The sequence below is a fragment of the Tetzosporium hominis genome, from assembly GCF_002265435.1.
Lineage (GTDB): Bacteria > Bacillota > Bacilli > Bacillales_A > Planococcaceae > Chryseomicrobium > Chryseomicrobium hominis.
This window is the reverse complement of sequence record NZ_NOKQ01000235.1, coordinates 1-9,287: the sequence shown is the minus strand read 5'-3', so window position 1 is coordinate 9,287 and position 9,287 is coordinate 1. Positions and strand designations below refer to the sequence as shown.

At 37.8% G+C, this 9,287-nt stretch carries 13 protein-coding genes; 5 read left to right on the top strand and 8 right to left on the bottom strand.

Going from position 1 to position 9,287, the window contains the following annotated elements; translation table 11 throughout:
* Positions 1-159: 159 nt before the first annotated feature.
* On the top strand, positions 160-609 hold the full coding sequence (locus tag CF394_RS11405) for a hypothetical protein (RefSeq protein ID WP_094943786.1): 450 nt from the start codon (positions 160-162) through the stop codon (positions 607-609).
* A gap of 163 nt (positions 610-772) precedes the next feature.
* On the opposite strand, the gene CF394_RS11400 is transcribed toward CF394_RS11405, so the two are convergent.
* A complete protein-coding gene (locus tag CF394_RS11400; RefSeq protein ID WP_094943784.1) occupies positions 773-1,207 on the bottom strand; it encodes a hypothetical protein in 435 nt (144 codons plus the stop codon).
* A gap of 299 nt (positions 1,208-1,506) precedes the next feature.
* The gene (locus CF394_RS11390) at positions 1,507-1,905 is read right to left on the bottom strand and encodes a DUF4362 domain-containing protein (RefSeq protein ID WP_165767547.1); all 399 of its coding nucleotides are present in this window, start codon (positions 1,903-1,905) and stop codon (positions 1,507-1,509) included.
* A gap of 143 nt (positions 1,906-2,048) precedes the next feature.
* Between CF394_RS11390 and CF394_RS11385 the strand changes: the two genes are divergently transcribed.
* Positions 2,049-2,237 carry a hypothetical protein gene (locus tag CF394_RS11385; RefSeq protein ID WP_094943780.1) on the top strand — a complete coding sequence of 63 codons (189 nt, stop codon included), beginning with the start codon at positions 2,049-2,051 and terminating at the stop codon, positions 2,235-2,237.
* A 156-nt stretch (positions 2,238-2,393) separates the two neighbouring features.
* The gene (locus tag CF394_RS11380) at positions 2,394-2,948 is read left to right on the top strand and encodes a hypothetical protein (protein ID WP_094943778.1); all 555 of its coding nucleotides are present in this window, start codon (positions 2,394-2,396) and stop codon (positions 2,946-2,948) included.
* A 36-nt stretch (positions 2,949-2,984) separates the two neighbouring features.
* On the opposite strand, the gene CF394_RS11375 is transcribed toward CF394_RS11380, so the two are convergent.
* The 6 genes from CF394_RS11375 to dcm form a co-directional block, all read right to left on the bottom strand.
* Positions 2,985-3,287 carry a MafI2 family immunity protein gene (locus tag CF394_RS11375; protein ID WP_094943777.1) on the bottom strand — a complete coding sequence of 101 codons (303 nt, stop codon included), beginning with the start codon at positions 3,285-3,287 and terminating at the stop codon, positions 2,985-2,987.
* A 153-nt stretch (positions 3,288-3,440) separates the two neighbouring features.
* A complete protein-coding gene (locus tag CF394_RS11370) occupies positions 3,441-3,872 on the bottom strand; it encodes a DUF4279 domain-containing protein (RefSeq protein ID WP_094943775.1) in 432 nt (143 codons plus the stop codon).
* Positions 3,873-4,167: 295 nt separating this feature from the next.
* Positions 4,168-4,521 carry a VOC family protein gene (locus CF394_RS11365; protein WP_094943774.1) on the bottom strand — a complete coding sequence of 118 codons (354 nt, stop codon included), beginning with the start codon at positions 4,519-4,521 and terminating at the stop codon, positions 4,168-4,170.
* Between the two features lie 26 nt (positions 4,522-4,547).
* The gene (locus CF394_RS11360; protein WP_094943772.1) at positions 4,548-5,303 is read right to left on the bottom strand and encodes a Cthe_2314 family HEPN domain-containing protein; all 756 of its coding nucleotides are present in this window, start codon (positions 5,301-5,303) and stop codon (positions 4,548-4,550) included.
* 23 nt (positions 5,304-5,326) lie between these two features.
* On the bottom strand, positions 5,327-6,691 hold the full coding sequence (locus CF394_RS11355; protein WP_094943771.1) for a Sau3AI family type II restriction endonuclease: 1,365 nt from the start codon (positions 6,689-6,691) through the stop codon (positions 5,327-5,329).
* Between the two features lie 66 nt (positions 6,692-6,757).
* Positions 6,758-8,044, bottom strand: coding sequence for a DNA (cytosine-5-)-methyltransferase (gene dcm, locus CF394_RS11350; RefSeq protein WP_094943769.1), 1,287 nt, complete (start codon positions 8,042-8,044; stop codon positions 6,758-6,760).
* A gap of 129 nt (positions 8,045-8,173) precedes the next feature.
* On the opposite strand from dcm, the gene CF394_RS11345 reads away from it, so the two are divergent.
* Positions 8,174-8,602: a very short patch repair endonuclease gene (locus tag CF394_RS11345; protein WP_094943768.1), complete on the top strand. Its 429-nt coding sequence runs from the start codon at positions 8,174-8,176 to the stop codon at positions 8,600-8,602.
* A 155-nt stretch (positions 8,603-8,757) separates the two neighbouring features.
* On the top strand, positions 8,758-9,287 hold a 530-nt coding region (locus tag CF394_RS11340), incomplete at its 3' end, for a helix-turn-helix domain-containing protein (protein WP_165767459.1).

Here is a 9,287-nt window from a genome sequence, read left to right as displayed (position 1 = left end):
TATGTCTGTTCGTTTTTAATTTTTTCAACGAATAAAAGAAAACTGAATATTCTCAACTTATTTATGCGACACTAGTGTAATAGAGTAATAAATGAATTTTTCGTTTCAAATAAATGGTAAAATAAATTAAAGGAAATAATTTTGAAAAGAGGCGTTTCTATGGAGACGAGCGTTATTCAGAAAAACTATATTTGGCCATTAGCCAAATTGACAGCAGCGATCTTAACTATTGTTGTCACAGCAGCATTTATAACTTTATATGATTACTTTACACGTAGTACCGATCCAAGTATTGAGTACTATAGCTCGGCATACCAGTTTATGATCGTTTTACTTCTTCAATTCCCAGTACTACTACTCGCTATTTTGCCACTGTCTATCTTGGTGGACTACTTGGTTGCATTGAAGTGGCGGAATGAGAGACAACATAAAAGCTTAGTGATACTTGTAGGGTATCTAGTAATCGGTGTCATAACAGGAATTGTGTACTGTGTTTTTACGGTAAGTCCTGCTTATTTGTCGGCGATAGCCTATTTCACCAGTACTACTCTTGTCTTTTTAGCTATTCAGACGTTATTTCATCGGATTCTATTTAAAAAAAGAGGTTAAAACTTTTGAGTACTAAGTATAGTTAGTGAAATAGAGCAGGGAGACATGATATGGAGTCATTCTTGAACTTTCAATGATCTTTCTCTTTATCTATTCCGTTTTAGTCAGTATTTGATTACTTAATCGAAAAGGCTAGTAGTCGACTTTATCATCGACCGCTAGCCTATTTTTCATCCATTTTGACAATCACACCGTTTTCAAGATTCACAAAGAACCGTTCCATTTCGCCATCTTTTGTCTTTGTGTCATAAAAAAGAGCATTTTGGGTACTGAAGATATTCCATACACTCGCATCTGTTAACACCACTTCTCTGCCTACCACCTCTACACCATATTCTTGTTTAATCCGCTCCTGAGCCAGCTCTTCCGTCATGGAAGGTAGACACAAGAACAAGGTTCCAGCAAAAAGTGCTAAAAAAGCAAAGTAGCGAAGTTTTTGACCCTTCAAGAAAAACGTCGTGTAAAAGTGATACTGGAGAATACTAAATACAGTGAGAAGAGTAGTACTCATGAGTCCTTTGTAAACTGCAAATTCTATGTAGACAACAGTTGTAAATAAAATAATTGAAATCCCAATACCTACACTTTTCTCCGACATACAATTCTTCATTTCTAAAATCCCGACTAGCTATAAATAAATTTCGAGTAAAATGCGCATATGCCACCATCTCAACTTCTAATCACTTCTCCATTTCATTTTCTTTATTCCGAAAGGAAAGGAAGTAAGCCCAAGTGTGTAAAAACGCATATAGAGTGATAAATCCTGCAGATATCTTCAAGGACCAGAGTTCTCGCGTTATGATTTGGGATGCCATAAATAGAGTGAGTGCTATAGCTAGCCATCCTTTGAATTTTTCTTTCTTAGCCATGGAATAAACACACCTTTAGCTTATAAAATCAATCTTCGTCTGAGTTCAGGGGATAGCTAATCAATTCCAAATCTCCTTCAAAATCACCCGAACAGTTCCTCAAGTACAAAGAGATGGTCTCTTCAAACTCCTGTTTTTCCGCAGTCTCACATTCGTACTCTTCAATAGTGGGCCAACCCACATGTAGACTACTCTTGATTTTGTTTCCATCAAACACAAGTTTGCTTGTGATTTCTTCGCCTTCTTCACCATAACTAATATAGTGCAATCGATCAGGAGTGCCAACCTTCACGTTCTCAATAAAGGGATTTAAGTTCTGTAAATTCTCAAAGTCTCCCTGACGATTAATCACTTGAGCAACTTCATTTGATTGGCAAGCTGCCAAAATGCTTGATGTAAGAAGCATAATAATAAATAGTTTTTTCAAAAAATCACGTCCTATCATAATAGATAATATTCGCTAACAACTATGGGAAATCCTTCATTATTTATATGAAGACTTCTAGTTTCGTTAAGCGAAATAGAGTACTATGAAAGTAGTTAGAGTTTCAAGAGAGGTTGGAGAGAGATATGATAGCAGCACAATTTTTCGGTACAATAGTACTTTGGCTTATAGGGTTACTTATTTTGCATTTTGTGATCTATAGTGCTGTAAAAAGCGGTATCAACAATTCGGTGATAGGAAAATCCTACGGAAATAACTACGAAACGAAGTCTGAGAAAAAATCTTTCTTAGATGCAGATTTGGATAATGACTAAACGAAATAGAGAGTACTCTCCTGAAAATGGAGGGTACTCTTTTTGCGATTCTATTATAAAAGGCGAAGGTTGCAGTACTAATTGGAAGGAATTAAATTAAGTGGGAATTTATATGTGGTGTAGACGTAGAATTACTATAAATAAAGGGGGAATACGATGCTGCACAAGGAATCACCACGAGCGATTTTTGGAATCGTGGCTATAATTTTAGCCATTTCTGCACCTTTAGTCGTCTTATTTATTCCAATGGTACAATTAACCACGTTCAGACACGATCCTCAAAATCTACTGATGACAATTCCGGTTATCAATTACTATCTGTTAAGCGCTGCATTCCTATTCTTCATCCTGATCTTTTCTATTTTGGCCTTTCGCAGAAACAAGCGCGTTTATACGCTCATAAGCGCTTTGTTTGTAACTGCTTGCGGACTAATTTACTTTTCTGGCCTAAGCTACATTCAAGTACATACAGACTTTGTTCGTATTCAACACTTCAACACAGAGACCACATATCCTATGAGCGAAATTAAGACGATTGTCTATGGATACGGCATTGATGAAAATGGGCAATACTTATTTTATACAAAAGATGACGAAGAGATCAAAACAGCCGATACACCACTACTCGACCTTGAAAAGAAACGAAAGCTCTATCGGATTGCCAGCGAAAATGGCGCAGAGTTTATTGAACGAGCTTACAAAGGAGAGTGAACTAGTAAATACTATAGTGCATTCACAAATAACTAGCTATTCATATCTAGAAAAAAGCCATTCATGGTAAAAGGTATTGTTGAAATCTAGTGCGCCTGGGCAATAAGTATATTCCTCTTCTATTGAAGTGACATTGGGAAAATCACTTACTATTTGAGTCAAGGCTTCATCTAAAAGTTCTTTATTGTGATCGGTGAGGGCTTCATCAAAGTAGACCTTCCAAATGAGTGTTCCATTTTCGATTTTTGTGTATATTCCTTTTACACTTTTAGGTATTGAACGATATAAAGCTCTGTGCCCACTGAGAATAAGAGCATTATTGGGATTGAACAATTTCACATTGAAACGTCCTCTCAGAGTATATTTACAATAAGATAAAGAGCGAACATTCTTGGTACTAAGAGCGTTCGCTCAGATAAGCATTTAATCTCTCATTTTTCATCTATCACAGAGACTACTGTTAATTGTGTGGAGGACTTATTGAATAACTTCTCAAATTGAATGTTCACCTGATTCATTATAGATATCAAATTCAAATGGAGCCCCTACCTTATTTGCGAACGCAACAAGTTTTGGAGAAATTAGTAAACCTTGTGTCTGAGCAGTTTTGAAATTTATTACCGCAACGAGTTTACATTGTAACTTGTAACTCTCTTTATACGAGTTGATGATATCTACAGAGTTATGTAATTTATCAACTAACGTTTCAATTACTTCCTCTGGATGATCCGTAAGCACATCATCGATTCTCAAATCCCATGCAGTTTCAAAATGTGTATGCTTTGTTGTAACCCTAATATATTTTTCACCTTGCCTATAGGCTTTCGTAGGAGAAATACCCATCTCTTCAGTAAACACTTCGAGCGGGAAATCTTCTCCATAGAGAGTGAAATAGCTTCTTGTTTCTGTACAATACGTTTTCAAATTAATCACCTCTAAGTTTTACATATAAGGTAGTAACATCTTGATGTATACATTTCATTTGTTTTTTAACCGCGATTGTTAGTAGCAAGAAATTGGTATGTGTTGAGGCTGACACACAAAAGTTAAAATTAACTCGGCTTTATCGTCCAACTGTGCGGTAAGAGAACTGGTAAAAAACTCGTCAAAATCAGTGATTTTAAGAAATTAATGACTCTATTATAAATTCACTACCATACATTAGTTACCTAATTTTTAATAAGAAACACCTGTCATTTAGGGCTTCTTTACAAATTTTCTAACCCTTATCTTCCTCCAAAATCTCATGCACATTCCCAAACGGATCCACAAACGCCGCATAGCGCTGTGGAGTAGGGTGTGAGTGAAGGAATGTAACACCACGCTCTTTTAAGCTGCGAAAGCTTTTCTCTACATCTTCAACTGCAAATACCAGCACAGTTCGCGCCTCCTCCGAATAAGACAGAGGCTCCACAGAACGAAGCGTCTCAAACAGCACTAAATGTTGTCCGCCCATATCGTAAATCAAGCGCTTCTCATCTTCATCAACCAACTTTAGTCCCAAGATATCCGAATAGAATTGGCGAGCTTGTTCTTTGTCTGAAACGAATACCATGATGTGTCCGAGTTTCATGTGAAGAGCCTCCAATCGTAGGGTTATTACTGCTGTAAGTGTAAAGCGAGAACTTCAAAAGTTTTCTTTACACTCTTTAAATATCCAATCATTATTCTTTTAATTTCATTTGAACTTGTATACTTACCTACACCTAAAGAAAGGAGGTAATCATCGTTGGAAACGCCAGAACTTATTTGATAAGGTGGATGATTATGTGCTATGTCATTTCTCATTTTATTACCTAATATGAAGTCTTCAGATTTTGTGATCTTTTGTAAATCTAAATGAAGTTGAGTGTGGTTGTTTTTCAATTTACATATAGCATTTTTGAAACTAATTTGATCTGAACGCTTATTTTCGTTGACTTTAAAATCAAAATTTTTAAAAATTAAATGTCCTATTGTTTCGTACAATGCAGCCACACTGTAAAAGAAGATTTCAACGAAATATGTGAAATTAAAATGATTACTAAAATGTTGCTCTTTAAAATCTGGGAAGTATTCTATTGTTTGACCAAAATTACTTGTGGTAGCAATACTAAACCATTGGTCGTCAGGAATTCCTTTATTGAAATAAAACATTGAGTGACCATAAGCTCGATTTACTGAAAATACTTTATTGCGAAGCAAATTTTCCCAATGCTCTATCTCCATACTTTCCAAATCATCAAATATTGAAAATTCCTTTCCAAATAGTCCTTGTGGTATTTTAAAATCTTTAAGTGGGTTCTCATCACTACAAATTAACAAATTGAAATTTGAAATATCCTCAAAGGGAATTATTTGTCTTCCTTTATTCATTGTTCCACCTCGAATATTAAAAATTAGTTTAATAATTTAACTACAAACTCCTTATCAAACCAGAAACAATGTTTAGTCAACAATTCACCAGTGACAGGCAATGTGACTTTATCTTTGCCATCTCGGCCTTTAGTTCGTAAATGAAATTTCCCGTTCGCTCGAGGACCAGGAAGATTAGTAGAAGTGCCGCGCTTCTTTTCAGTTAGAACAACGCCTTGTTGAAGAATACCTTTAACGTAATCATAGAACTCTCGTAAATCTTGTAAGTCTTGATAAGGCATGTTCCAAAGTTTGACGCCCCTGAAATAGAGTTGTCGATCTGGGTTCTCTTTTTCAGTTTCCTTATATTGAAAGACAACAAACAGCAGCTTAGTCTCCGAAAAGTAGTCGAATAGCCAAGATTCCTCAAAAGGCACTTTTAGCCAATCGTGAAAATCAACATTCTTAAAGGACATGTGTTCTTTTGGTAATCCTTTTGGTTCAAGTCGCACAGTTTTAAATTGTATATTTGCCTTCGCAAACTCTTCAATATCATTGAGAGAGGTTCCTTTGATTCCTAAAAGGGAGCTGATGAAGTCAGGTAAGAAAGCTTTGGTTTTCATATTGATTTGAATATTCTTCTCTTTAGAGAGCTGAGTTAGCGACTTTCCTGTGAAAGGGGCAAATCGATTGTTTATTACCTGCTCCAAGGTTTTCTTCTTCAACTCTTGTGGAGAAGTAATACGAACCAAATCCTTCTCAGAAAGCAATTTGCGAGTGAGGGCAGTCATGTAACTATTTTTCAGACTGAATGCTCGTTGCATAGCGGGAATGTCTGAAAAGGGCTGCGACCGAACAGAGTTGCTGTTGGTTCCTTTAGAAGATGCTCCCAGATAGTTCGTGTCACTCTCAGAAAGTTCATGTGCTTTGCCAGCCCGAATTTTATTGACGATGAATTCCCAGTCTTGCTTGATGACCTCAAGGTCTTCACTTGAATAGGAGTGTAGATGGGTCTTCAAGATTTGCCAATCTCGTTGCGGCTTTTCTTTATCCCAGAGATAGAAGAAGAGGAGCAGCTTTTGGTTTTTTGCCCAAAAGCTCGATGTCTCAAATTCTTTCTTCACCTCTTCGTTGTAGTTGATAATATTTAAAACAAGGCGCTCTTTAGCAGAAAGGGTCTTATTTTTATTCTTTTTAACCCCGGTAACTTTTAACTCAATATTGAGGTCTTTAAAATCGGCTTCAGGTCTCGAATTAATCTCATAGCCAAAATAGCTTTCTTCAATGATCTGACCTAGATTGCCTTTAGTTACTTTATCAAGGCGACCCATTAAGTCGATGTCCGCAAAGCTTTTACCTTCTGCTTTTACCGCATATTCTACTAGCTCTTCCTCTGTTGTGAATTCCATTAAAATCACCCCGTACCCATTCTTACCTATAATTTACCATAAAAAAGAAGCTGGCGGCCGCCAGCTTCAAATAGTTAGGTTAAGTTGCACTTCTTTTTTTGCGGTTGTCTTTTCGATTTCTTCGATTCGTTCACCCATCTTTTTGATGAGCCCTACCACTAAAGCATTTCCCATACAGAAATAGCGCATCCGGTTCGGCATGCCTTCAGTCCAGTAATCATCAAATCCATTGAGGCGCTCACATTCAAGAGGCGTTAAGAAGCGTTTGCGTCCATTCACTTCGACTATGTGGGTACTGCGATTCGTAGTTCCTTCGCTAGTCAACATCGTCCGGCCTGGTTTGTCCAAATCGTCAGTAGGGGACATGCCGCCTTCTGAAAAGACGTAACTATGCCCATCTGCTGAAGTTCTTTCTATTTTCTTCGGACCTCTAAGATAAGCAAACTTTTCAGCCTGTGTCTCTGTAAGATAGAAGTCTTCAGGAACCGTCTCCTCATCTTGAAGAATTTCACCTAGAGTAGTTGGTCGCTTCTCTACTGGTTGCGTATGAATGGTAGTTAACTCTCCATTTTGCATCACACCAGCAGTTTGGAAATTGTAAGAGAACAAGTCTGATATCTCTACGATATCATCCGGGAGCGTTGTCGAACTGACTCTTTCCTTATAAGGAGTATCTAGGACAGGAAATGTCTTCGCGAAATATCCTTCATTATAAATTAACTCCTGTTGAGAGAACTGGCGCTGGTTATCGTCGAAAGCAATACCGTTTTTGTAAGCAAAAATAAAAACGCGTCGTCTGCGTTGCGCAAATCCATAATCAGCAGCATTAATGACACGCCATTCTACAGAGTAATCTAAGTCCCTGAATGTAGCTAACATTACCGCAAAGTCTCTTCCACGTTGTTTAGATGGAGACTTCAAAAGACGGTCTACATTTTCAAGTAGCACATATTTAGGTTGTGTTTGATCTAAGATACGTGCGATTTCCCAAAAAAGTACGCCTTTTTTACCTTGTAATCCAGCCTCGCCACTTAGGGAGCGAGCGACTGAATAGTCCTGACATGGGAAACCTCCAACTAGAAGGTCCGGTTCTAGATCTATGAATGTTTCATTAGTGACAGTAGTGATGTCCTCGTTCGATGCAACACCTTCTTGAAAACGAGACTTGTAACAGTTAAAAGCATGCTGTTCTTTACGGGATGGTTCCCACTGATTGGCCCAAACAGTTTTAAACAAATCCTTGTTTGCCTGTTCTAGACCAAGCCGAAAACCGCCGACACCCGCAAAGAGCTCAATGACGTTCAATTGATTCTTTTGCAAAATGGGAACACCCTTTCGTAGTTTTGACTTCATTATACATCAAATTTGTTAAAAGATCAAGATCGAATCGTACTATTTTATCATATAAATCTGTCATGTTTCTAATTCTGACACAAGGGAAATTTAGTAAGAACAGTGATACATTGACGGAGGTGAAAAGAGATGACCAAAAATGTTCCAAAAGCTTCGAGCGAGGCAGCACGAAAGACCATGCAGGGGAATAGTGGGAAAGACACGTCTATTGAATTGATGGTCCGTAAAAGACTTTGGGCAGACGGCTATCGTTTTCGCAAGAACAATCGGCAACTCTTAGGGACTCCAGACATCTCTTTTACTAATCAGAAAGTAGTCGTCTTTCTCGATTCATGTTATTGGCACGGATGTCCTATTCACTTTAAAGAACCTAAAACCAATTCTAAGTTTTGGAGCCAGAAAATAAAGCGGAATCGTGAGAGAGATGAGGAATATAGCAGACATTATATAGAGGAAGGATGGACCTTACTAAGGTTCTGGGAACATGAAGTTAAAGGAGACTTGGACAATGTTATTAAAACTATTGAGTACTATGTAAAAGAGCGAAAAGAAGCATAATTTGTAGAAAATTGTTAGTAAATGTATGTATTTGGTTCATCACCATAAGTCGTGGTTGACACTTGAACAGCTTAATAATGTAAATAAATAGAAAAAAAGCGAAAACACCTGTATCGTAATTGTTGTCTAGACAAACCACGATAGGAGTTTTCGCCTTGTCCCAACAGTTTATCAAATTAGTCCTTCCACTTCCATCATTTTTTAAAATTCATCCGTCATCCGACACCGAACCAAACGTGTTTCGAATTTCTGCGCTGAACCGTCAAGTCCCATGTGTTGTCTGTTCAAATCAGACAGTCCGCCACTCAAAGGAACGTCGCCGTTTTAGACATTCCTACGCCTGGGGCGTAGGGACGATCTGGATCGAGATAGATGTCCCACGCCAGGTATGTAAAGAATGTGGTATCACGTTTGTTCATGACTTTGGTTTAGGCATTGTTCGTTCTTCAACCAGACATTATAGAGTGGAGATAGCAAAACGTTGTCATGGCAGGACAATCTCTGATGTCTCACGTGAATATGGTGTTCCGTACACGACCGTTGAAAGGTGGTTCTATCAATACGCTTCGAGCCAGTTGGAGACTAAAACGGCAAAGCATGTCTTGGTCGATGAGTTCGCTACGCGCAAAGGTCATCATTACGCGACAGTGGTCATTGATGCGAAATCTGGGTGCGTCCTTTCTAT

Coding starts and splice junctions, on each gene's coding strand:
- CF394_RS11405 (WP_094943786.1), top strand. CDS start 160: ATGGAGACGAGCGTTATTCAGAAAAACTATATTTGGCCATTAGCCAAA.
- CF394_RS11400 (WP_094943784.1), bottom strand. CDS start 1,207: ATGTCGGAGAAAAGTGTAGGTATTGGGATTTCAATTATTTTATTTACA.
- CF394_RS11385 (WP_094943780.1), top strand. CDS start 2,049: ATGATAGCAGCACAATTTTTCGGTACAATAGTACTTTGGCTTATAGGG.
- CF394_RS11380 (WP_094943778.1), top strand. CDS start 2,394: ATGCTGCACAAGGAATCACCACGAGCGATTTTTGGAATCGTGGCTATA.
- CF394_RS11365 (WP_094943774.1), bottom strand. CDS start 4,521: ATGAAACTCGGACACATCATGGTATTCGTTTCAGACAAAGAACAAGCT.
- CF394_RS11360 (WP_094943772.1), bottom strand. CDS start 5,303: ATGAATAAAGGAAGACAAATAATTCCCTTTGAGGATATTTCAAATTTC.
- CF394_RS11355 (WP_094943771.1), bottom strand. CDS start 6,691: ATGGAATTCACAACAGAGGAAGAGCTAGTAGAATATGCGGTAAAAGCA.
- dcm (WP_094943769.1), bottom strand. CDS start 8,044: ATGAAGTCAAAACTACGAAAGGGTGTTCCCATTTTGCAAAAGAATCAA.
- CF394_RS11345 (WP_094943768.1), top strand. CDS start 8,174: ATGACCAAAAATGTTCCAAAAGCTTCGAGCGAGGCAGCACGAAAGACC.